This window comes from Paenibacillus dendritiformis (assembly GCF_021654795.1).
Classification (GTDB): domain Bacteria; phylum Bacillota; class Bacilli; order Paenibacillales; family Paenibacillaceae; genus Paenibacillus_B.
This window is the reverse complement of record NZ_AP025344.1, coordinates 3,709,144-3,730,540: the sequence shown is the minus strand read 5'-3', so window position 1 is coordinate 3,730,540 and position 21,397 is coordinate 3,709,144. Positions and strand designations below refer to the sequence as shown.

Below are 21,397 nucleotides of genomic sequence, written 5' to 3'. Positions count from 1 at the left end.
GAGAGTGATTCGCATGAACTTGCAGGTGGAATTGGAACACCGGCGCAATGTACTGATCACCCGTCTGAGGGGAGAGCTGGATCATCATACATCGGAAATTGTACGCATGCAGTTGGATGAAGCGATTCAGCGCGGACAGGTGAACCATGTGGTGTTAAGCTTGAGCGAATTGACCTTTATGGACAGTTCCGGTCTGGGGGTCATTCTCGGCAGATACAAGCAGATTAAGGGCAGAGGCGGAAAAATGGCCGTCTGTGATCTGAACCCTGCCGTACGGCGGTTGTTCGAGCTGTCGGGCTTGTTCAAAATCATGCATGTCTACGATAACGAGCGCCAGGCGCTCCTTGGATTGGAGGACGTATCATGAGTGGACATTCGAACAAAATGTCATTGGAATTTTCCAGCCGCTCGGAAAATGAAGCCTTCGCGCGCGTCGCCGTGGCGGCCTTCGTAGCGCAGCTGGATCCGACTCTGGAAGAGCTGACGGATTTGAAGACCGTAATCTCCGAGGCGGTCACGAACAGCATCATTCATGGATATGACAACAATCCGGAAGGCATCGTATCGATTACGGCTGAGATTGAGGGAGATCAGATTATGCTGACGGTCTCCGACCGGGGCCGTGGCATTGAAGATGTCGAACTGGCCAGACAACCGCTGTTCACATCCAAGCCGGACATGGAACGCTCGGGCATGGGCTTCACCATTATGGAGAACTTCATGGATGAATTTGAAGTGACAACCGAATTGGGCGCCGGTACCACCATCCGTATGAAAAAGCGGATCGAATCCAAAAAAGCGCTCTACAATTAGGGGTTGAAGCCATGAAAGCTGATGTGAAACAATCGTCGCAAAGTTATTTGGACGACGCAGAAGTGAAACGTCTGATAGCGCTGAGCCAAGCGGGTGATGCCGTGGCTCGCGAAACGCTGGTCAATTGCAACATCCGGCTTGTATGGTCGGTCGTGCAGCGCTTTATCAACCGCGGGTACGAACCGGATGATTTGTTCCAAATCGGCTGCATCGGCTTGCTCAAATCGGTCGACAAATTCGATTTGACCTACGACGTCAAATTCTCTACCTATGCCGTGCCGATGATAATCGGAGAAATTCAGCGCTTTCTGCGCGATGACGGGACGATCAAGGTGAGCCGTTCCTTGAAGGAAATGGCGAACAAGGTCCGCAAAATGAAGGACGAGCTCTCGAAGCGGCTCGATCGTCTTCCTACCATTAAGGAGGTCGCGGACGAGTTGGGCATCTCGCCGGAGGATGTAGTCTTCGCCCAGGAGGCGAACAAGCCGCCAAGCTCGATTCACGAGACTGTCTTCGAGAACGATGGGGACCCGATCACCTTGATGGATCAGATCGCGGATGATTCCCAGGACCGCTGGTTCGACAAGCTGGCGCTGAATGAAGCGATTGAAGGCTTGAGCGAACGGGAACGGCTTATCGTCTATTTACGCTATTTCCGCGATCAGACGCAATCGGAGGTTGCCGGCCGGCTCGGCATCTCCCAGGTGCAAGTCTCCCGTCTGGAGAAAAAAATATTGCAATCCATCAAGGCGCAAATCGCACAATAAAGCGGACACCGCAAGGAGTATTCCTGCGGTGTCTTTTCATTTGGTGTGTTAGGGAGGCCCGCAGGCTGTTTGTCTCTTATCTGGGGAAGGGCGCGAGGCACGGAGCAAGCCGCTTATTCTCATTATCCCCTTAGGCCAGGCGCATGCATTTGGGCGGTGCTAAAATTGATGATCGGTTGCCCGTCCTGATCTGTTATGGCCCGCTGATGCCCGGTGTTTCGCCGGATGCACTCATTTGGCGTAGCGGGCAGATCTTGTGCTTGTGCTTTTGCTTGTGTCGAATGGGAGGGGATCGTCCCCAATCTCTTTGCGGCACTCTCCCATCGGGTCAGGGAGCGGAATTTTCCATCCGAAAAGACCGAGCACTTCCCGCTGCGGAATTGCCCTGCCTCATGCCCGGCCTGATGTACCGGGACAATCTATCCTCTATAAGGCCTCGAACCATTCTGACGAAATGGGATCGTGCTGTAAGCTCCTAAATCCATGCTGCACGCCCTGACTGTAAGGGATAGTGCTGGTAAGCTCTTAAAGACGTGACTGTAAGGGATAGTGCTTGCAGGGAGCAGCTTGTATGCCGACCCGCCCTGACTGAAAGGGAGAATGCTCATAAGGAACCTGATCGCAATCGCTCGGCCCTGATTCGCAGGGATAGGCCTGCAAAGGCTCTTGTCTTGCCGGCCTCCTGGCCGAAAGGGAGATTGCAAGTAAGAGGCCTTGCCAGCTCATCGCATTGATCTGAACGAATGGGATAATCTTCCTAAGGCTCGCCGTATATCGAGGGAGTCCCGCTGCCAATATCCTGACCGAAGGGGAGAGTAACGCTCAAGCTTCGGAGAGGAGAGCGGCCAGTAGGGAACCGGGGGTATGGAGGATGGAGGAGGGCGAGGCATGACGCCAACGGATGCAAATGTTTCCTACCCGGTTCTTTCCTCATAATGCAATGGAACTCAACCATACTAAAGATATATATTACATGGCGACAGGAGGTTTTTCGCGATGAAGGAGCAGCAGACGCATGAGCCGGGCCAGCCGGAAGGAGAGCTGCAGCCTCTGCTTTCTGCGGACGGTTCGCATGAATCCGGAGCTCAGGAGAATGAGCGGGGGCGAGGATTAGCGGATGCGTGCCAGCAGAGTGGAGCCATACAGAAAGGAAAGGGCCATAAGCGGGGCAAAAGAAATGCGCGGAATGGCAATGGCATGCAGGGGCAGGTTGAAGTCTCCAATACGATTGAAGAGGCGATCGCGTATTGGAGTGGCGATGATGATATTCCGAAACGGCTTGAGGATACGAAGAAGACATTGAAGGAGGTCGTCGGTTTTACCGATTCGTTTGATGTCATTTTTCGGGAAATGACATTCGGCGGGCGGCGTGTCGGCCTCTTTTATTTGAATGGCTTCGCCAAGGATGAGGTTATGACGATCATTTTGACGCGTCTTACCTTCCTGGACAAAAAATCGCTGACCCCGAACGCGCTTAAGGCATTTTTTGATTGCTATATCCCGCATATTCAGGTGGAAAAGGTAAACAAGTTCAGCGAGGTAATCAACAAGGTGCTCGCTGGCGGCAGCGCCTTCTTCATCGAGCATGAATCGGAAGCGATTGTGACGGATGTCAAGACATTCCCGTCCCGGGGACCGGAGGAGCCATCGCTGGAAAAGGTCGTGCGCGGGGCTCGCGACGGATTTACCGAAACGCTGCTTACGAACGTTACGCTCGTGCGGCGGCGGCTTCGCGATCCGGGCTTGAAATATGAGATCATTCAGGTCGGAAGACGGACGCGAACCGATGTCTGCATTGCATATATTGATGATATCGCCGACATGTCGCAGGTGGAGGCCGTCCGCAGGAAGATTAAAGCTGCCAATCTGGAAGGACTGCCGCTCGCCGATAAGCAACTGGAGGAGGTTATTGTCAACAAAGGCTGGAATCCGTATCCTCTCGTGCGGTATTCCGAGAGACCGGACGTGGTGGCGGCCCATTTGCTCAACGGAAATGTCGTCATTTTCGTCGATACGTCGCCTTCCGTCATGATCCTGCCGACGACTTTTTTCGATCTGTGCCAGCATGCCGAAGAGAACCGCCAGACGCCCTTTATGGGGACCTATATGCGATGGATTCGGTTCATCGGCATATTTTGTTCCTTGTTCCTGCTTCCGCTCTGGATGCTGTTGGTGATCGATCCAGGCCTTAAGCCGGCCGCCTTGCAGATTATCGGTCCGCATAAAATGGCGAAGCTCCCTATTTTCCTGCAGTTTTTGCTGGCTGAGATCGGCATCGATCTGATGCGCATGGCGGCTGTCCATACGCCGTCCCCGCTAGCGACAGCACTTGGTCTCGTGGCGGCGGTCCTGATTGGCGACATCGCGGTGAAGACCGGCGTCTTCGTGAATGAAGTCATCTTGTATTTGGCCGTTACGGCGGTCGGAATGTTCGCTACGCCTAGCTATGAGCTGGCACTCGCCAATCGGATCATCCGGCTCCTTTTGCTGGTGGCGGTCGCTTTGTTCAAAGTGCCGGGATTGGTCATCGGCGTTACGGTGTTTATTATATGGCTATCGCTGCACCGCTCCTACAATTCGTCATATCTGTGGCCGTTCATTCCATTCAATGCGAAGGCGATGTTCAACATTCTGTTCCGTCAACCGGTCCTGAACATGAAAACCCGGCCGAGCTTCAACAAGACCCGCGATAACACGAAGATGCCCCCGGATCGCTCTTCCGGTCGGAATGACGGCGAGCTGCAGACGTAGCACGGTGTCGCGATAAAGATATAATGCAAACGTTATGTACAAAAGTCCATTCTTCCATATAGAATGGACTGGTATACTCGATGTAATATTTTTCATGGTGCTGGGAGATCCAGTGTATGGATGAGGAAATGGGGAGAAGAGAACGATGCACTTACATGGAACAAGTACTGTCAATGAATCCGGCCACCTCGAAATCGGCGGCTGCGATGTAACCACCTTGAAAAATCAGTTCGGAACACCGCTGTACATCATGGATGAGGCGCTCATTCGTACCCGCTCCCGCGAATATATGGAAGCGTTTCGCGAATCGGGGCTGAACTTCCAGGTTGCCTACGCGAGCAAGGCATTCTGCGTAATGGCAATGTGCCGCATCGCGGACGAGGAGGGCTTGTCCCTCGATGTCGTATCTGAAGGGGAACTGCATACGGCGCTGCAGGCAGGCTTTCCTGCCGAACGGATTCATTTCCATGGCAATAACAAGACCCCGGCCGAGATCGAGATGGCGCTTGATGCCGGCATCGGATGCTTCGTCGTTGACAGCTTCGCAGAGCTGCACCTGCTGAATGCGATCGCCAAAATGCGGCGTCAGCGGGTCGCGGTGCTCTTGCGCGTTACGCCCGGCGTCGAAGCGCATACCCATGAATATATCTCGACCGGGCAGACGGATTCCAAGTTCGGCTTCGATATCGGGAACGGGACGGCGCTCCGGGCGGTCGCGCAAGCATCCGATGCGGAAGGCTTGCAACTGCTCGGCGTTCACTCCCATATCGGATCGCAAATTTTCGAGACGGAAGGATTCCAGATGGCGGTACAGCGCGTCGCGGAGTTCGCGGCCAACGTGCTCAGCCAGATGAATGTTGTCTTCCCCGTCGTGAACCTGGGCGGCGGCTTCGGCATTCGCTATGTTGAAGGCGATACGCCGTTGGCTGTGCGGGATTACGTGAAGGCGATAACGGAAGCGGTTCGCACGCATTTCGGGAAGATTTACAGCGAGCTGCCGGAGATCTGGGTCGAGCCGGGCCGGAGCATCGTCGGGGAAGCCGGAACGACGCTGTACACCATCGGTTCGATTAAGGATATCCCCGGGGTTCGCAAGTATGTTGCGGTCGATGGGGGCATGACTGACAATCCGCGTCCGGCGCTGTATGAATCAAAATATGAGGCGCTTGTTGCCAACCGTGCGAAGGACGCGGTCCGTGAAGTGGTCTCGATTGCGGGCAAATGCTGCGAGAGCGGCGATATGCTCATCTGGGATGTGGCGCTGCCATCCGTGTCGGCCGGAGATTTGCTGGCCGTCTCTTGCACGGGAGCTTATAACTATTCCATGGCCAGCAACTATAACCGGATTCCGCGCCCGGCTGTGGTCTTTGTCCGGGACGGGGAAGCGGACTTGGTGGTCCGCCGCGAAACCCGTGAAGATATTGTCCGCTGCGATCTGATTCCTGCACGATTGGAAAAGCGCGAATCGCAGCCGCTTGGCCGATAAATTCCGCGCCCCGCAATTCGCCTGCGCATTGGCGGAGCGGGGCCGTTTTCTTTTTGCGCCCAAATAACGTATAATCGTTAACGATAGTTATATCCCACAACGAGTAATGAGAGGAGTTCATACATAATGAGCAAATTTGCACAAATCGAGATGGAAAAGGGCGGAGCCGTCAAAATCGAACTGCATGAGAAAGAAGCGCCGGGAACCGTAGCCAACTTCGAGAAGCTGGCAAATGAGGGCTTCTATAACGGGTTGACCTTCCACCGCGTCATTCCGGGATTCGTCGCCCAAGGCGGATGCCCGCAAGGAACCGGAATGGGCGGGCCGGGGTATACGATCAAGTGCGAGACGCAAGGCAATCCGCACAAGCATGTTCGCGGCGTGCTCGCGATGGCGCATGCCGGCAAGGATACCGGCGGCTCCCAATTTTACATCACGTATGACGCATTCCCGCATTTGGATGGCGTGCATACGGTTTTTGGTAAAGTTGTGGAAGGAATGGAAGTTGTCGACCAAATCAAGCAAGGCGACAAAATGAAGGAAGTTCGCGTCGTAGAAGGATAAAGTTCGCCTCCCTGCTCCCGGCAACTGCGGAGCAGGTTTTTTTTTACATTCAGAAACATTAGACAAGAAAAAAATATTGCGTATAATCATAGAAGATGATAAAATGCTATGGAAAGAACGAACATGCGTTCCCTAGCAACCATGGCAGTCCAGCCGGCCGGCAGCGGCAACGCAAGCAGGCGGCTTGTGCCATATCAGAACAGACCCGAAGCTATTGACAACAAATCAGGTTGAAGCGAATAGGTAATCTGCTCCCGGAATGGTTCGATGCCGGGCAAGCGACGATTTATTTTGCACTGATTCCCCATTTGAACACCTCATGAATCAATCCCATCCATTGCTTCCGTTTGATATCGCTTCTATCATTTCCGCCTTCCCGTATATCTCACTCTCCCCTATGAGAATCGGAAATACCATGATTTGTTTCAAGCTAACCAAGATTGAATAAGTAGAGATAGAGAGAAACGAAGCCGGATAATGGGACCGGCGATGTCGGGGTAGGGTCATTAAGAGGAGATGAACATGAAGAAAGGTGTCATAACCGTCGTAGGCGCAGCCATTGTCCTTACATCCTGCAGCCTGGATGGTCTGAACAGAGAGACGGCCACGTATCAGGAGTATTTGGATCGGGTGCCGCTCGTATTTGAACTGGAAATGGAGCGTCAGGCCCGGCAAGCGGGTTGGCATAAGACGAGCGGAAGAGAAAAAGAGGTTCGCATTCAATCGGCGTCCGAGAAGAGCGAGGCGCCCGTTCGCCCTCGCATTCCGTCGGTTAAGCTGCCGGAAGAAGTGCTTGATGTGATCTGGAAGGAAACGAGCAAAAAAAATATTGATTACATGACCTTTTTGGCTCTGATCAAAGTGGAGAGCAACTTCAATGCCGAGCTGGTGCACAGCAATCCGAACGGTACGGAGGATTACGGGCTCGTACAGATGAACTCCGTCAACGTATCGCGGCTGTCCAAAGCGATCGGACGCCCGAATCTTGATATGTTCGAGCCGAAAGACAATATTCTGCTCGGCTTGGCGGAATTGCTGGAATGCCGCGCTTACTGGCAGGACGATTATAAGGGAGATGACCTGGAAAAAGCGATGCTCCTCGCTTATAATCGAGGCAGATACGGCTCCAAGCGCTGGATTCAGGATAAAGGCACGCTGGACAGCGCCTATACGAAAAGAGTGCTGAATACGAAGGCCCTGTATAAGCGCGAAGCGGCCAAGGCCGCCCAGGCCGCCAAGGCGGCCCCGCAGAAGCCGGGGGTGAAGACGGCTTCCCCGAAGCTGCAGAAGCCGGCTCAGACGATGAGAATCCAGCGCGCGAGACAGGCGAATTAAAACGGGCCGGACTCTATATGTAGAAAGGGGCACGCGAATCTATGCGCCAGAGAAGCCGGTTAGGCCTCCTATGGTTCATATTAACCATCGCTTGGATGGGATTTATATTTATGAAATCGGCCGAGCCGTATTCAGTCCAGGACATGAAGCCGGCGCTTGGCTCCTTCATGCCGGAAGAGAAGCTGCTTCGCTATCTTCCGCGCTGGGAATTTCTGTACGACGGGAGTCTTGTGTCGTGGCGGGAGCCTTATCATTTCATTGAATTTTTTATTCGCAAATTCGGTCACGTCACCGAATTCGCCTTGCTGACGCTTCTGCTTATCTTGACGTTCTCGGCCCGCGTCCGTTCGAAGGGCCTGATAGCGGCGGGGAGCGGCCTGATTGCCATCTTATACGCCTGTTCCGATGAGTGGCACCAGACCTTCGTGCCCGGGCGGACCGGGCATCTCGCCGACGTGGCGGTCGACTCGATCGGAGTGGCGCTCGTATTGGCTGCCTATGTACTCGTGAGTGCGGTCCGGCGGAGAAGGTGAGGTATGGCCTTGCCTTTTTCCGCGCGAAGTGATAAGATCCGTTACGTAATCGCATGGCGGTTACTTAATATGATATCTGCTGAACCTTCAGGGCAGGGTGCAATTCCCGACCGGCGGTGATGGAAGGGTAGCGCTGTTGACGGCTACCGCCTTCCTTAGTCCGTGACCCGGGCGAACTTCGTTCGAACGGTGGATCTGGTGCAAATCCAGAACCGACAGTATAGTCTGGATGGGAGAAGGGCGTCAGGAGAAGAGTTTTCTTTTTAACTCTTTTAGTTCTTTTTTTCACATAGTTTTTTCAGTTGCCGATTCAGCCGGTTTATTTGTCGTACGCGGGAAGGCGGTTGCGTTCCGTCTCATTTTTGCGAAGATGCCGGACTGTTTATTTGACTGTGCTATGATGAAAAAGAGTACATACCTGTAAGCTCAACAACCTAGCCCTTCGGAGGATTCCGAAGGGTTTTTTGCTGCGATGGGGCAAGCTGTAAAAAGAAGGAGGGACGCTCTGGTGCATCCGGTAATCAATGACGAGTTCTACATGCAGTTGGCGCTTGATGTGGCGGAACGGGCCATGGGGCAGACCGGAATCAATCCGGCCGTCGGCTGCGTCATCGTCCGCGAAGGCCGGGTCGTCGGACTGGGTGCGCATCTGCGGCGCGGCGAAGGCCATGCGGAGGTGCATGCGCTGCAGATGGCCGGCGAAGACGCGCGCGGCGCTGCCGCCTATGTGACGCTTGAGCCTTGCAGCCATTACGGCAAGACGCCCCCTTGCAGCCTTCGCCTGCTGGAAGCCGGAATCAAGCGCGTCGTCATCGGCTGCCTGGATCCGAACCCGGCGGTCAGCGGCCGGGGGGCCCAGTTGCTGCGCGAGCAGGGCGTCGAAGTGACGGCAGGCGTGCTCCAGTCCCAAGCCGAGTCGCTCATCGAGATGTTCGCCAAGTACATCACGACCGGCCTGCCGTATGTGACGCTCAAGACGGCGAGCACCCTGGACGGCCGCATCGCGACGCATACGGGCGACAGCCGTTGGATCTCCAACGAGCAGGCCCGGGAACGGGTGCAAGCGATGCGCCACCGCCATCAGGCGATTATGGCCGGAATCGGCACGGTGCTGGCCGACAATCCGTCCCTGACGACGCGGCTTGCCGTACCGGGCCTGCATCCGACGCGGCTTATCGTCGATTCACGGTTGCGGCTGCCGCTGGAGGCGAAGGTCGTCGCCGATCGCTCCGCGCCGACGATCGTGTTCACGACTTCCCGGGCGGATGCCGGGAAGCGTGAAGCGCTGGAGGCGCGCGGCGTAGAGGTTATCGCCGCGGGCGACGGGCCCCGGGTCGATCTGCGGCGCGTGATGGAATGGTGCGGAAGCCAGGAGATCGGCTCGATCCTGCTGGAGGGAGGCGGCCGTCTGAACGGGGCGCTGCTGGAGGGCCGCTGGGTGGATCGGGTCGTGCTGTTCTACGCGCCGACGATTGTCGGCGGCGCGTCGTCGCCGCCCAACTTCGCCTTCGATGGCGTAAGCCGGATGAACGACGCTTACCGGCTCCGGCATACGCGGGTCGAGACGCTGGGAGACAATGTCTGCATCAGCGGTTATCCGTTCGGCACCGTATTTGAAAGGATAGCCGCCACGCTGAATGAGAAGGGAGGAAGCGACGATGTTCACGGGACTCGTTGAAGAAGTCGGACGGCTGCAGGCCGTGACGAAGCGCGGAGAAGCGATGGTGCTGCATATCCGGGCCGCGAAAGTGCTGGAAGGGATGAAGATCGGCGACAGCATCGCGGTGAACGGAGTATGCCTGACGGCGGTCTCCCATGACTCCGGCTCCTTCATGGCGGATGTCATGCCCGAGACATTCCGGCATACGAATCTGAAGGATTTGCAGCCGGGCGCTCCGGTCAATCTGGAACGGGCGATGGCGGCGGACGGCCGTTTTGGCGGACATATCGTACAGGGCCATGTCGATGGGCTGGCGCGCATTATGCGCCGGACGGCGCAGGCGAATGCGGTCGTGTTCGAGTTCCTCGCCGAAGATCCGGGCATGGCCAAGTATATGATCCCGCGCGGATCGGTTACCGTGGATGGCATGAGCCTCACCCTGACCCGGGCGGAGAAGGGGATGTTCGCCGTATCGATCATTCCGCATACGCTCGCCGAGACGGCGCTCCAGGGCAAGCAGCCGGGAGACACAGTCAATATCGAATGCGACGTGCTGGCCAAATATGTCGATCATTTGCTGGCCTGCGGCAGCCGCTCCGCCGCGAGCGGAAACTCCCGCATCAGCAGCGCCTTTTTGGCGGAACACGGCTTCATGTGACATCATGCAAAGGGGGAAGAGCGATGAGTGAACAATTTTCGTTCGATACGATAGAGGATGCCATCCGCGACTTAATGGAAGGCAAAGTGATCATCGTCGTCGATGACGAGGATCGAGAGAACGAAGGCGACTTCCTGGCGCTGGCTGACAAGGCGACGCCGGAAGCGATCAACTTCATGATTACCGAGGGCCGCGGGCTCGTCTGCGTGCCGATTACGCCCGAGCGGGCAGAAGAACTGGATCTGCCGCCGATGGTTACGCATAACACCGACAATCACGGGACGGCCTTCACAGTGTCGATCGACCACATCGAGACGTCGACGGGCATCTCGGCCCATGAACGCTCGCTGACGATTCGGAAGATGCTTGATCCGAAGGCGCAAGCGGCAGACTTCCGCCGTCCGGGCCACATCTTCCCGCTGATCGCGAAGCGGGGCGGCGTGCTGCGCCGCGCAGGCCACACCGAAGCGGCCGTCGACTTGGCTCGCTTATGCGGGGCATCCCCGGCCGGGGTCATTTGCGAAGTCATCAAGGAAGACGGGACGATGGCACGGCTGCCAGACCTGATCGAGATCAAGCAGAAACACGGCTTGAAGCTCATTTGCATCAAAGATCTCATTCATTATCGCAACGAGAAGGAGAATCTGGTCCGGCGCGAAGTGGAAGTGAACATGCCGACAGATTTCGGCGTGTTCCGGGCGATCGCTTACACGAACGAGGTGGATAACAAGGAGCATGTCGCTCTGGTGAAGGGCGAAATCGACAGCTCGAAGCCAGTGCTGGTCCGGGTTCATTCCGAATGCCTGACCGGCGATGTCTTCCATTCGCACCGCTGCGATTGCGGTCCTCAGTTCGCTGCCGCTTTGCGCGCCATTGAGCGGGAAGGGAACGGCGTGCTCCTCTATATGCGGCAGGAAGGCCGGGGAATCGGCCTCATCAACAAGCTGAAGGCGTACAAGCTTCAGGAACAGGGCCTGGATACGGTCGACGCGAACCTGAAGCTCGGGTTTCCGGCGGATCTGCGGGACTACGGCATCGGCGCGCAGATTTTGAAGGATCTCGGCGTCCGCCAGATCCGGCTGATGACGAACAATCCCCGCAAAATCAAAGGGTTGGAAGGCTACGGCCTGGAGATTGTCGAGCGCGTGCCGATTCAGATGCAGGAAAATGAAGACAATACCCGTTATCTGCATACGAAAGCGGCGAAGCTCGGGCATATGCTCGTATTCGACGATATCGAGCAGAACGAACATATCGAATCCTGATTCACTATTTGGAAGCTTCAGAGCAGACTATATTCCATCGGGAGGTTTTACCAATGCCACATGTATTTGAGGGTCATTTAGTATCTGAAGGTTTAAAATACGGGATCGTTGCCGGGCGCTTCAATGAATTCATCGTCTCCAAGCTGCTGTCCGGCGCGCTGGACGCGCTGAAGCGCCACGGCGTGAAGGATGAGGAGATCTCGGTCGCCTGGGTTCCCGGCGCATTCGAGATTCCGCTTATCGCCCAGAAAATGGCGGAAAGCGGCAAGTATGACGCGGTGATCACGTTGGGCGCCGTGATTCGCGGATTTACGCCGCATTTCGATTATGTGTGCAGCGAGACGGCCAAAGGGGTGGCTCAAGTCAATATGAAAACAGGCGTCCCGACCGTGTTCGGCGTGCTGACGACGGATTCGATCGAGCAAGCGATCGAGCGCGCAGGCACGAAGGCCGGCAACAAGGGTTGGGAAGCCGCCGCGACGGCAATCGAGATGGCTAACTTGACGAATCAGCTGAAATAGTGCTTATTTAATGTAGTGCCCTTTATAGAGGTACACCCTTTATAATCGGGCGCTACATTTGTTTTTTACAGGAGGAACGTTCGTGTCCGTCACTTACAAGCTGGAGCTGTTCGAAGGGCCGCTTGATCTGCTGCTTCACCTTATCGATCAAGCGGAAATTGCCATTCAGGATATCTCGATCAGCGAGATCACCGATCAATATATGGATTATTTACATAGCATGAAGGAATTGGAATTGGATATTACGAGCGAGTTTCTCGTTATGGCAGCGACCCTGTTAGCGATGAAATCCCAGCAGCTCTTGCCGAAACCGCCTGTCATGGAATGGGACGACGACCTGATGGACTACGAAGAAGAGGAACTGGATCCTCGCGCGGAGCTGATCCGCAAGCTGGTAGAATACCGGAAATATAAAGGAATCGCCGAGCATTTGCGGGAAAAGGAAGCGGAGCGAAGCCTGCTGTTCACGAAGGAGCCGGAGGATCTGACTCCGTTCATGCCATCGAAGCCGTCGAATCCGGTGGAAGGACTCCATGTGTCGGATTTGATTGCCGCCTTTCAGAAGGCGCTTCGCAAAGCATCCCGGCGCACGATGGTCGCCACGATTCACCGCGACGAAATTTCCGTGAAGGATCGGATCCGCGATATCGTTACGGTGCTGCGGCCGGTGGGAAGGGGAGGCAAGCTGCTGTTCTCCAAGCTGCTGAGCGAGCAATTGACCCGCCACGAGGTGGTTGTGACGTTTCTTGCGGTGCTGGAATTAATGAAGCTGAGACAGATTCGATGTTTTCAAGACCGGGTGTTCGATGAAATCGTGATTCAGTGGCAAGGGGATGGGGAAGACGATGGACTTTCAGACGTTGAAGTCGATTATTGAAGGGCTCCTGTTTATGGCGGGAGATGAAGGTTTAAATAGTAAGCAAATCGCAGAAATTACGGAACAGCGGCAGGAAATCGTCATGGAGGCCTTGCATGATTTGCAGGCGGACATGGAGCGTTCGAAGCGCGGCATCCAGATCGTGGCCATTGCGGGCATGTATCAATTGGCGACTTTGCCGGATCATGCGCCTTATTTTGAACGGATGGCCTATTCTCCTTCCCGGTCCTCGCTGTCCCAGGCAGCGCTCGAGACGCTGGCTATCGTGGCCTACCGCCAGCCGATCACTCGCGTGGAGATTGAAGAGATTCGCGGCGTCAAGTCGGATCGGGCCATTCAGACGCTGGTGAATAAGGATCTGATCGAGGAAACGGGCAGAGCCGAAGCGATCGGAAGGCCGATACTGTATGGCACGACACGCGCGTTTCTTGATTATTTCGGGTTGGGCAGCTTGTCCGAGTTGCCCGAAGCGGCGGCCTTTGAACAAAGTGAAGGCTTGGAGGAGGAAACGCAGCTCTTGTTCGAGAAATTAGAAGGACGGCAGCTTACGATTGAGGATGTGAACGAAGAAGGAGGAGAACGTTAAAATGCGAATTCAGTTTCATGGTCATGCATGCGTCGCAATCGATACCGGGAAGCATCGGCTTATCATCGATCCGTTCTTGACGGGGAATCCGGCCGCGAAGGCCGCCCCGGAACAAATTCAGGCGGATTACGTGCTGCTAACCCACGGTCATGGCGATCATATCGCCGACGCGGCGGATATTGCGAAGCGGAATGATGCCACGATCCTGGCCATTGTGGAGCTGGCCGACTACATGGAACGGCTGGGAGCGCGCGCCATCGGCATGAATCTGGGCGGAGGAGGCACGTTCGACTTCGGCTCGATCAAATGGGTCAATGCTCTCCACAGCTCATCGGTCACGGTAGACGGGCAGGCGCAATATTTGGGCAACCCGGCGGGAATCGTGCTTCAGATGGACGGGTTGACGGTATATCACGCGGGAGACACGGCCCTGTTCAGCGATATGAAGCTGATTGGCGAGCGGTATAAGCCGGATATCGCTTTCCTGCCCATTGGCAGCTTCTTCACGATGGATCCGGAGGATGCGCTCCTGGCCGCGCAATGGATCAAGGCGAAGGTCGTCATCCCGATTCACTACAATACGTTCCCGCCGATTGAACAGGACGGCGCGGCCTTCGTGTCCCAACTGAAGGTGATCGGCATTCAGGGCGTGGAACTGGCCCCGGGACAAACGCTTGACACCGATGAATTGGAGCTTGGCTGACCTGTGCTGGCATGGGCGGGAGCAAGCCCGGAGAACGCAGCGAATGAAATAAAGCGGATATAAGCTGAAAGTTGCAGCAATGAACAAGCCCGCCAGCGGACGACACGAGTCGATCTGCGGCGGGCTTTGCCGTGCCTCGCCGTCCCCTTCGGCCAGGAAGCGATGGAACATCCTGCATGTATAATTGGATAAAAGGCCATAATACGGTTAGTTCAGGAAATCATCCGGATGGAGGCAGACTATGGGGATATGGATAATGGCAGGCATCGCAGCGGTCATCGCCATGCTGCTCTTCCTGATTCTCTTCTCGACCGTCGAATGCAAGTTGGTCATTCACAAAGCGGATAAGCATGAGCGGGTATTCCTGATGATCCGGGCCTTCTACGGATGGATTCGCTGGCGGTACGAATGGCGTTCCATCCGCTTCATCAATATGGAGGAAGGCTTCAATCTGAAGCAGAAGAAGAAGGAGAACTTCGGCGGGAGCAGTCAGGATAGAACGAGGCGACAGGTGAACCGGGAGACCGTCGCCCGGTACATCAGACGGATCAAGCGGCTGGCCCGCCATACAAGAGGCATCGTCCAGTGGATCGAGGAGACGATGGACAAGATGAAGTGCAGCCTGTTCATCTGGGAGACGGAGATCGGACTTAGCGATCCGGCCGGAACCGCCATCGCCACAGGCACGACCTGGTCTCTCAAGTCATGGCTTGTCGGCAAGCTTAGCTACGCGCTTCGCTTTCAGGATTATCCGAAACTGGAAATTACCCCTCAATATCATCATCCTTGCTTCTCCACCCGCCTCGTCTGTATTGCCGAGATCCGATTCGGCCATGTCGTTCGCGCGCTGGCCCGTCTTATCTTCCGCATTATGCGTGCCGAAGGCGGGATCGGCATCTGGCGGCGGACGCTGGCGGACGCCAATGCGCGGAAAGTGCAGGGATAGCCTATACATACTACGCTTTATTTGTGCGCAAGCTATCCACGTGCAGGCAATACCTGATGTGGGGATAGGTGTGGTAAAGCCGGTTTTCGGCTTTTGGAACGGCACTATTTTATATACGCGGAGGAGGACTCAAGGCAATGGCAGAACATCCTGTCGCAGGATTGATGCAAGCTGCGTTCGAGAATATCAAAGCCATGGTCGATGTGAACGCGATCGTTGGCGATCCGGTTCAGACCCCGGACGGCAGCGTTATTCTTCCGATCAGCCGAGTCGCTTTCGGCTTCGCTGCGGGAGGGAGCGACTTCCGGATTGATCCTCGTCGCGGCGGATCCGGGAACGGGCATGAGGATCGGAAAGGGGCTCCTGCCCTGCCCTTTGGGGGAGGAAGCGGCGGCGGCGTCTGTTTGACCCCGATTGCGTTCCTTGTCGTGGGCCAGCAGGGCATTAATGTCGTCTCGCTCGATAATCAGACCCATCTGCTCGAACGCATTATCGACGTGACCCCGAGCGTGCTTGACCGGATCGAAGCGATGTTCACGCGCGACCGCTACGACGGACCGAATGAAGAAGAGGCGTGATATCGTAATGCTCTTACACGCAGAAGCGTCAAGTTCGCCTGCCTTCCCCGTCCGCTAAGCGATGTGCGAAGGAGGAGCGGGCTTGGCGCTGTTTGTCATGCGCGAGCGACGGCGTCTTCTTTCGCATGTTTTCTCGTCTGCTTCCGCATACCTGGAAGAAGACAAGCATACACATGGTAACAATTGGACTGGCATCATCAAAAGGAGGACCCTATGATCCGATTCACCAACGCGGGATTCACCAAAAAGCTGCTGCTTATAAGCTCCGTGCTTCTTGTCTTTAGCTCGTTCAGCGAGGCGGGCAACGGAAGCACGGGGCTTTCCGATAGCTCCGTCCAGGTGGCGCAAGCGGAACCCGAACGCGAGCCCGGGCGCCGGGCCGAGCGGTTAAAGCCCCCGGCCATCCATGCCAAGGCGGCGGCGCTCATTGATGTCGCCAGCGGGAGAATTCTGTACAGCCGGAACGGCGAAGAGCCGCTGCCGATGGCGAGCACCACGAAGATTATGACGGCCATCGTGGCGATTGAATCCGGCAAGCTGAGCGATGTCGTGAAGACGAGCAAGCGGGCATTTGCCAAGGAAGGATCCTCCTTGTACCTTCGCAGAGGGGAGGAAATGAGCCTCCATCATCTGCTGTACGGGTTGATGCTTCGCTCCGGCAACGATGCCGCCGTCGCGATTGCGGAGCATGTCGGCGGGTCCGAGGAAGGGTTCGTGTACATGATGAACCAGAAAGCGGAAATGCTTGGCCTGGAAAAGACGCAGTTCCGCAACCCGCATGGGCTTGACGCCGACGGGCACTATACGACGGCGAACGATCTGGCGCGGCTGTCCGCTTATGCGCTTCACAATCCGACCTTTCAGGAGATCGTCCGCACGAAGGTGAAAACCGTGCCGAATCCGAATGCGAATTGGGATTATAAATGGACGAATAAAAACAAAATGCTGCAGCTGTACGAGGGAGCCGACGGGGTGAAGACCGGATATACGTCCAAAGCGCTTCGCTGTCTCGTCAGCTCGGCGACGAGACACGGCCAGCAGCTAGCGGTCGTGACCCTCAACGACGGCAACGACTGGCTCGATCATACGCGCTTGCTTGATTACGGGTTTTCCGCCTTTCCGGCGGTGCCGCTCATCGCCAAGGGCGACAAGATCCAAGGCTATGAGCATCTGCAAGCTTCGGTCTCGGCCGCCTACCCGCTCGGTGAGGATGAGCGCGGCCAGGTGAAGGCGTCCGTCCGGCTTGTTCCGGCGGGAAGTCTCGATTACCGGTTAGGCTACCGCGGCACGATACGCTATGAGTTGGATGGCCAGCCGCTCATCGCGGTCCCGTTGGAGGAGGCTGCGGCAGGCGGCGACGGGCCAGGCAAGGGGGATTCCCCCGCGGCCAGATGGTTCGACGGGCTGCGGACCGCGGTCGGCGCGTTATTCGATGCGAGTTAATCGCAGCGGGGAGGGAGCGCCGGAAGGGATAAGGGGGGAGAATAATGGTCAATGCAATCTGGATGTTCATGCTGCTGGTCGGTTTTATCTCAGCCGCCGCCCAAGGACGGATTGACGCGGTGACGGAGGCGGTTTTTGACGGCGCGAAGACCGGAGTCACGGTCAGCTTTGGCCTAATTAGCGTGATGGTATTCTGGCTGGGGATGATGCGTATCGCGGAAGACGGCGGCCTGTTGGCCAAGGTCGCGAAGGCGCTTGGCCCGATCGTCCGTTTTTTGTTCCCGGACGTGCCGCCGAATCATCCGGCGCTCGGGTACATCATGTCCAATATGAGCGCGAATCTGCTCGGCCTGGGGAACGCGGCGACGCCGATGGGGATACGGGCGATGCAAGAGCTTCAAAAGCTGAATCCGGACAAAGAGTCGGCGACGCCGGCGATGTGCACGTTGCTCGCCATTAATACGTCCAGTATTACGTTGATTCCGACGACGCTCATCGCGATTCGGATGAACTTCGGCTCGGCCAATCCGGCCGAGATCGTCGGCACGACGCTGCTGGCCACGATGGTGGCGACGCTCGCCGCGATTGCTGCCGACCGGTGGTGCCGCAACCGGGCTTCGGTACGTCCGCCGAATAAGACGGCCGGAACGGGCCAGGACGGTCTTGGCGTCCCGCCGATGCCCGACTAAGACCCGGCAGGCCGGTCATTCGGCCACGCGCCATTGGCTGAAGAGGGACTTCATCACTCGTTCGGAAAGGACGGCTGCGCATGTACGCTGTAGTGTCGCTTATTTCGGCCTGGGCGATCCCGGCCATTATCGTCTTCATTCCTTTATATGCGTATTTCAAGCGGATCCCCGTCTATGAATCGTTCGTGGAAGGGGCGAAGGATGGCTTCCAGACCTCGATCAACATCATTCCGACGCTTGTGGGGATGATGGTTGCCATCAGCGTGTTCCGGGCCTCCGGGGCGATGGAATGGATCGTCGGCTGGTTCGCGCCGCTTCTCAGCTGGTTCGGCGTGCCGAGCGAGGTGCTGCCGCTGGCGTTCCTGCGGCCGATTACGGGTGCGGGTTCGCTTGCTTTTACGACCGATCTGATTAAGACCTACGGCGCCGATTCCATGATCGGACGCATGGCTTCCACGATTCAGGGCAGCACCGATACGACGCTGTATGTGTTGATGGTCTATTTCGGAGCGATCGGCATCCGCAAGGGACGCTATGCGCTCAAGGTGGGCCTGTTCTCCGATTTGGTCGGCTTTGTGGCCGCCATTATCGTCTGCCTGCTCGTATTCGGGTGAGATGGCGGAATCGAATCATGGGAAGGAAGCGTCTCATCAGCATTGCAAAAAGATTGAGGTGACGAGTCAACAGCGAATGTGGATGCGGAAAAAACGGAGAAGCTCCATAGCGACGGTACAGAGCGAAAATGACGGCGCGCAAAACGGGGGAAGATGTCGACTACGCAATGGCCTGATTTACGGGATCCAAGCGACCGCGTCGGATGCTGGGGGGGTATCATCGCCTTCTGGGAGGATCATCGCCTTCAGGAAGCATTATCGGCCTGCTGGAAGCATCGTTGCCTCCTGGGGCTTGGACATGCGGAGGAAATTGCTGCTATTTTACAGGAAGTTCGGCTTAATGAGTCCACCTCCCAAGGAATTGCTGCAAATCTGCATCATTTTAGGCCCTTTTGCTTCAAGGCCGAAGCGGGTGAAATTCCTGTAATTTTGCAGGATTCCCTTTCTGGCAAAGTCGTCCATATCGAATTGCTGTATTTACGCAGGATTTCGCTTGCCGAATAGGCGTATCTGGAGAAATCGTGGTGTTTTGCTGACTTCGCCTGCCGGATGGGCGTATCTGGAGAAATCCTCGGGTTTGACGGATATCGCCTGCCGGATGGGATGGGCGTGTCCAGGGAAATGGTGCAGTTTTCAGGCCGGTGGAGATGTCCATTTTCCTCTCGAAACTTGGCACCCATTTTAAATCGATTTTTTTCTACAGAGAGACGAGATCCGCCACATAAAAAATGAAGTGCCGAAATTTCCCCTGGACTTTCTCAACAGCCTGAGAAGTAGATGATGTTCATCGCTTTTTCACTTTTCTAGATTGAATAGCCGGAAATTAATGCCGTTTTGCAGGATTCCCTATTACGGAGTGCTCTTCATAAAGAAAAGTTTTTTGGCCGTTTTTTCGGAGAGTCGAGCTTTGAGAATCGGGGGCTGTCTCAATGTAGTTGAATTCTACTTTTGGGACACCCTCTCTTTGTCATGGAATTCGACAATATTTTGAACCTCCGGCTTGTGGTCTTGTTCACAAAAGGATATCATAGGTTTGAGGTGACAGACATCGATGGAAGAACGATTGCAAAAAATAATGGCAAACGCAGGGGTTGCGTCGCGCCGCAAATGTGAACAATTGATACTGGACGGGAAGGTGGAGGTGAACGGAGAGGTCGTGACCGCGTTAGGGGTCAAGGCGGATCCGGCAACTGACATCATTACCGTGAACGGCAAGCCGATTACCGCGAATGCCAACAAAGTATATGCCGCCTTTCACAAGCCGAAAGGGGTCATTACGAGCATGTCGGACCCGGAAGGGCGCAAAACGGTCCTGGATTTCGTCAAAGGAATCGGAGCGCGGGTGTATCCGGTAGGGCGGCTCGATTATGATACGGAAGGGCTGCTGCTTCTGACCAATGACGGCGATCTGGCGAACATGCTCATGCATCCGCGCCATCACGTGGCCAAGACGTATCACGCGACGGTCAAGGGCATTCCGCACGGCGATGTGCTGGACAAGCTGAGAGAGGGCATTCAACTCGATGACGGTATGACGCAGCCAGCTGAGGTGGAATATCATGATGTGGATATGGAGCGCCAATCGGCCACGATCAGCATCACGATCTACGAAGGGCGGAACCGCCAAGTCCGCCGGATGTTCGAAGCGATCGGGCATCCTGTCGTGAAGCTGAAGCGGGTTCAATTCGGCAGCATCTTCCTGCAAGGGATTCCGCGGGGCAAATTCCGGCACCTGACCAAATCCGAGGTCAACGAATTGAAGATGGCGATCAAGGCGAACCGCACAGAGGCCTGAACCGATTCTCGAATCGGTCGGAACGAACCCGGCAGGCGTGGGGTTTGTTTCCCGTTGCTATGACACATAATTTTCATATTAAGGAAGAGGGGGTACTCCGCCAATGACTTATAATGATCGTGGATGGTGTGCGGAAATTGTAGCAACTCCTCTGTCTGGTTGTGAAAAACGTCATAGAAACGAGCGTTCAGACAGTCCGGTTTTCAGAAGTTTAGAAGGGGCTTGATCAAAACCGGATGATGAACAACCTCTGGAAGGGGCGAAGATAATGGGGAAACGCAATAAGACAGTGCAAATCATTATTTTAGCGGGCATCCTTCTCCTTGGCGGCTTCGCTGTCAGTTCCGCCTTCAAGAAGCCGGAGACGCCAAAAGCCGGGGATGCGATCCCGAACCTGACCTTGCAGAGCGTGCAGGGGGATCTGGTTCAGTTAAGCGATTACCGGGACAAGACGGTGGTCCTGAATTTCTGGGGATCCTGGTGCGAGCCGTGCGAGCGGGAAATGCCTGCCTTGCAGAGCACGGCCGATGATTGGAAGGAACGGGGGGTCGAGGTTGTCGGCGTCAATGCGGGGGAAGATGCGCTGGTCGTCGAGAACTATATGAAAAAAGTGAACGTCGGCTTCACGATGCTGCTTGATCAGAAGAAGAAGGCGATCAAGGCGTTCGGCATCGGGCCGATGCCGACCACGTTCTTCATTAAGCCGAACGGCAAGGTCCACGCCATCCATATCGGAGAATTATCCCGTGATCAGCTGAATGCTTATCTTCAGCAGATTACAGGCAGCTAACCGGGATGGAAGGAGGGCAATGA

At 55.8% G+C, this 21,397-nt stretch carries 23 protein-coding genes and 1 riboswitch; all 23 genes read left to right on the top strand.

Annotated elements, in window-relative coordinates; genetic code table 11:
- Positions 1-13: 13 nt before the first annotated feature.
- The 23 genes from spoIIAA to L6439_RS16410 all read left to right on the top strand — a co-directional run bounded on the left by spoIIAA (position 14) and on the right by L6439_RS16410 (position 21,374).
- On the top strand, positions 14-367 hold the full coding sequence (spoIIAA, locus tag L6439_RS16520) for an anti-sigma F factor antagonist (RefSeq protein ID WP_006676804.1): 354 nt from the start codon (positions 14-16) through the stop codon (positions 365-367).
- Positions 364-813: an anti-sigma F factor gene (gene spoIIAB, locus L6439_RS16515; RefSeq protein ID WP_168178057.1), complete on the top strand. Its 450-nt coding sequence runs from the start codon at positions 364-366 to the stop codon at positions 811-813. The genes spoIIAA and spoIIAB overlap by 4 nt, the downstream gene beginning before the upstream one ends.
- A gap of 11 nt (positions 814-824) precedes the next feature.
- Entirely contained in the window at positions 825-1,580 is a 756-nt protein-coding gene (gene sigF, locus L6439_RS16510) for an RNA polymerase sporulation sigma factor SigF (protein ID WP_087442623.1), read from the top strand.
- Between the two features lie 996 nt (positions 1,581-2,576).
- Entirely contained in the window at positions 2,577-4,331 is a 1,755-nt protein-coding gene (locus L6439_RS16505; protein ID WP_213468206.1) for a spore germination protein, read from the top strand.
- A 145-nt stretch (positions 4,332-4,476) separates the two neighbouring features.
- Positions 4,477-5,817 carry a diaminopimelate decarboxylase gene (gene lysA / locus L6439_RS16500; RefSeq protein WP_213468207.1) on the top strand — a complete coding sequence of 447 codons (1,341 nt, stop codon included), beginning with the start codon at positions 4,477-4,479 and terminating at the stop codon, positions 5,815-5,817.
- A gap of 126 nt (positions 5,818-5,943) precedes the next feature.
- A complete protein-coding gene (locus tag L6439_RS16495) occupies positions 5,944-6,381 on the top strand; it encodes a peptidylprolyl isomerase (RefSeq protein WP_168178060.1) in 438 nt (145 codons plus the stop codon).
- 522 nt (positions 6,382-6,903) lie between these two features.
- Positions 6,904-7,716: a transglycosylase SLT domain-containing protein gene (locus L6439_RS16490; RefSeq protein ID WP_213468208.1), complete on the top strand. Its 813-nt coding sequence runs from the start codon at positions 6,904-6,906 to the stop codon at positions 7,714-7,716.
- A gap of 110 nt (positions 7,717-7,826) precedes the next feature.
- A complete protein-coding gene (locus L6439_RS16485) occupies positions 7,827-8,249 on the top strand; it encodes a VanZ family protein (protein WP_331253358.1) in 423 nt (140 codons plus the stop codon).
- A 79-nt stretch (positions 8,250-8,328) separates the two neighbouring features.
- Positions 8,329-8,494: riboswitch (FMN riboswitch) on the top strand.
- Positions 8,495-8,757: 263 nt separating this feature from the next.
- Positions 8,758-9,927 (top strand): bifunctional diaminohydroxyphosphoribosylaminopyrimidine deaminase/5-amino-6-(5-phosphoribosylamino)uracil reductase RibD, encoded by a 1,170-nt coding sequence (gene ribD, locus L6439_RS16480; protein ID WP_213468209.1) that lies wholly within the window; start codon positions 8,758-8,760, stop codon positions 9,925-9,927.
- Positions 9,908-10,567: a riboflavin synthase gene (locus L6439_RS16475; RefSeq protein WP_213468210.1), complete on the top strand. Its 660-nt coding sequence runs from the start codon at positions 9,908-9,910 to the stop codon at positions 10,565-10,567. Before ribD ends, L6439_RS16475 begins: the two co-directional genes overlap by 20 nt.
- Before the next feature lie 23 nt (positions 10,568-10,590).
- On the top strand, positions 10,591-11,832 hold the full coding sequence (locus tag L6439_RS16470) for a bifunctional 3,4-dihydroxy-2-butanone-4-phosphate synthase/GTP cyclohydrolase II (RefSeq protein WP_213468211.1): 1,242 nt from the start codon (positions 10,591-10,593) through the stop codon (positions 11,830-11,832).
- 53 nt (positions 11,833-11,885) lie between these two features.
- A complete protein-coding gene (gene ribH / locus L6439_RS16465; RefSeq protein ID WP_213468212.1) occupies positions 11,886-12,353 on the top strand; it encodes a 6,7-dimethyl-8-ribityllumazine synthase in 468 nt (155 codons plus the stop codon).
- 82 nt (positions 12,354-12,435) lie between these two features.
- Entirely contained in the window at positions 12,436-13,230 is a 795-nt protein-coding gene (locus tag L6439_RS16460) for a segregation and condensation protein A (protein WP_168178066.1), read from the top strand.
- Complete coding sequence (gene scpB, locus L6439_RS16455; RefSeq protein WP_168178067.1) at positions 13,199-13,816, top strand: SMC-Scp complex subunit ScpB; 618 nt, start codon at positions 13,199-13,201, stop codon at positions 13,814-13,816. Before L6439_RS16460 ends, scpB begins: the two co-directional genes overlap by 32 nt.
- 1 nt (position 13,817) lies before the next feature.
- On the top strand, positions 13,818-14,519 hold the full coding sequence (locus tag L6439_RS16450) for a metal-dependent hydrolase (RefSeq protein WP_168178068.1): 702 nt from the start codon (positions 13,818-13,820) through the stop codon (positions 14,517-14,519).
- 241 nt (positions 14,520-14,760) lie between these two features.
- Complete coding sequence (locus tag L6439_RS16445; RefSeq protein ID WP_213468213.1) at positions 14,761-15,465, top strand: DUF2953 domain-containing protein; 705 nt, start codon at positions 14,761-14,763, stop codon at positions 15,463-15,465.
- 137 nt (positions 15,466-15,602) lie between these two features.
- The gene (ytfJ, locus tag L6439_RS16440) at positions 15,603-16,043 is read left to right on the top strand and encodes a GerW family sporulation protein (protein ID WP_168178070.1); all 441 of its coding nucleotides are present in this window, start codon (positions 15,603-15,605) and stop codon (positions 16,041-16,043) included.
- Positions 16,044-16,256: 213 nt separating this feature from the next.
- Positions 16,257-17,486: a D-alanyl-D-alanine carboxypeptidase family protein gene (locus L6439_RS16435; RefSeq protein ID WP_213468214.1), complete on the top strand. Its 1,230-nt coding sequence runs from the start codon at positions 16,257-16,259 to the stop codon at positions 17,484-17,486.
- A gap of 44 nt (positions 17,487-17,530) precedes the next feature.
- Complete coding sequence (locus L6439_RS16430; protein WP_168178072.1) at positions 17,531-18,175, top strand: nucleoside recognition domain-containing protein; 645 nt, start codon at positions 17,531-17,533, stop codon at positions 18,173-18,175.
- Between the two features lie 80 nt (positions 18,176-18,255).
- A complete protein-coding gene (locus L6439_RS16425; protein WP_168178073.1) occupies positions 18,256-18,789 on the top strand; it encodes a spore maturation protein in 534 nt (177 codons plus the stop codon).
- Between the two features lie 153 nt (positions 18,790-18,942).
- Positions 18,943-19,293, top strand: a complete 351-nt coding sequence (locus L6439_RS16420) for a hypothetical protein (RefSeq protein WP_213468215.1) — start codon at positions 18,943-18,945, stop codon at positions 19,291-19,293.
- A gap of 547 nt (positions 19,294-19,840) precedes the next feature.
- A complete protein-coding gene (locus L6439_RS16415) occupies positions 19,841-20,584 on the top strand; it encodes a pseudouridine synthase (RefSeq protein WP_168179767.1) in 744 nt (247 codons plus the stop codon).
- Between the two features lie 268 nt (positions 20,585-20,852).
- The gene (locus tag L6439_RS16410) at positions 20,853-21,374 is read left to right on the top strand and encodes a redoxin domain-containing protein (protein ID WP_168179766.1); all 522 of its coding nucleotides are present in this window, start codon (positions 20,853-20,855) and stop codon (positions 21,372-21,374) included.
- Positions 21,375-21,397 lie beyond the last annotated feature (23 nt).

Excerpts from the sequence above, each read along its gene's own strand:
- spoIIAA (WP_006676804.1), top strand. The coding sequence starts at position 14 with ATGAACTTGCAGGTGGAATTGGAACACCGGCGCAATGTACTGATCACC.
- spoIIAB (WP_168178057.1), top strand. The coding sequence starts at position 364 with ATGAGTGGACATTCGAACAAAATGTCATTGGAATTTTCCAGCCGCTCG.
- sigF (WP_087442623.1), top strand. The coding sequence starts at position 825 with ATGAAAGCTGATGTGAAACAATCGTCGCAAAGTTATTTGGACGACGCA.
- L6439_RS16505 (WP_213468206.1), top strand. The coding sequence starts at position 2,577 with ATGAAGGAGCAGCAGACGCATGAGCCGGGCCAGCCGGAAGGAGAGCTG.
- lysA (WP_213468207.1), top strand. The coding sequence starts at position 4,477 with ATGCACTTACATGGAACAAGTACTGTCAATGAATCCGGCCACCTCGAA.
- L6439_RS16495 (WP_168178060.1), top strand. The coding sequence starts at position 5,944 with ATGAGCAAATTTGCACAAATCGAGATGGAAAAGGGCGGAGCCGTCAAA.
- L6439_RS16490 (WP_213468208.1), top strand. The coding sequence starts at position 6,904 with ATGAAGAAAGGTGTCATAACCGTCGTAGGCGCAGCCATTGTCCTTACA.
- L6439_RS16485 (WP_331253358.1), top strand. The coding sequence starts at position 7,827 with ATGAAATCGGCCGAGCCGTATTCAGTCCAGGACATGAAGCCGGCGCTT.
- L6439_RS16475 (WP_213468210.1), top strand. The coding sequence starts at position 9,908 with ATGTTCACGGGACTCGTTGAAGAAGTCGGACGGCTGCAGGCCGTGACG.
- L6439_RS16470 (WP_213468211.1), top strand. The coding sequence starts at position 10,591 with ATGAGTGAACAATTTTCGTTCGATACGATAGAGGATGCCATCCGCGAC.
- ribH (WP_213468212.1), top strand. The coding sequence starts at position 11,886 with ATGCCACATGTATTTGAGGGTCATTTAGTATCTGAAGGTTTAAAATAC.
- scpB (WP_168178067.1), top strand. The coding sequence starts at position 13,199 with ATGGACTTTCAGACGTTGAAGTCGATTATTGAAGGGCTCCTGTTTATG.
- L6439_RS16450 (WP_168178068.1), top strand. The coding sequence starts at position 13,818 with ATGCGAATTCAGTTTCATGGTCATGCATGCGTCGCAATCGATACCGGG.
- L6439_RS16445 (WP_213468213.1), top strand. The coding sequence starts at position 14,761 with ATGGGGATATGGATAATGGCAGGCATCGCAGCGGTCATCGCCATGCTG.
- ytfJ (WP_168178070.1), top strand. The coding sequence starts at position 15,603 with ATGGCAGAACATCCTGTCGCAGGATTGATGCAAGCTGCGTTCGAGAAT.
- L6439_RS16435 (WP_213468214.1), top strand. The coding sequence starts at position 16,257 with ATGATCCGATTCACCAACGCGGGATTCACCAAAAAGCTGCTGCTTATA.
- L6439_RS16430 (WP_168178072.1), top strand. The coding sequence starts at position 17,531 with ATGGTCAATGCAATCTGGATGTTCATGCTGCTGGTCGGTTTTATCTCA.
- L6439_RS16425 (WP_168178073.1), top strand. The coding sequence starts at position 18,256 with ATGTACGCTGTAGTGTCGCTTATTTCGGCCTGGGCGATCCCGGCCATT.
- L6439_RS16420 (WP_213468215.1), top strand. The coding sequence starts at position 18,943 with ATGTCGACTACGCAATGGCCTGATTTACGGGATCCAAGCGACCGCGTC.
- L6439_RS16415 (WP_168179767.1), top strand. The coding sequence starts at position 19,841 with ATGGAAGAACGATTGCAAAAAATAATGGCAAACGCAGGGGTTGCGTCG.
- L6439_RS16410 (WP_168179766.1), top strand. The coding sequence starts at position 20,853 with ATGGGGAAACGCAATAAGACAGTGCAAATCATTATTTTAGCGGGCATC.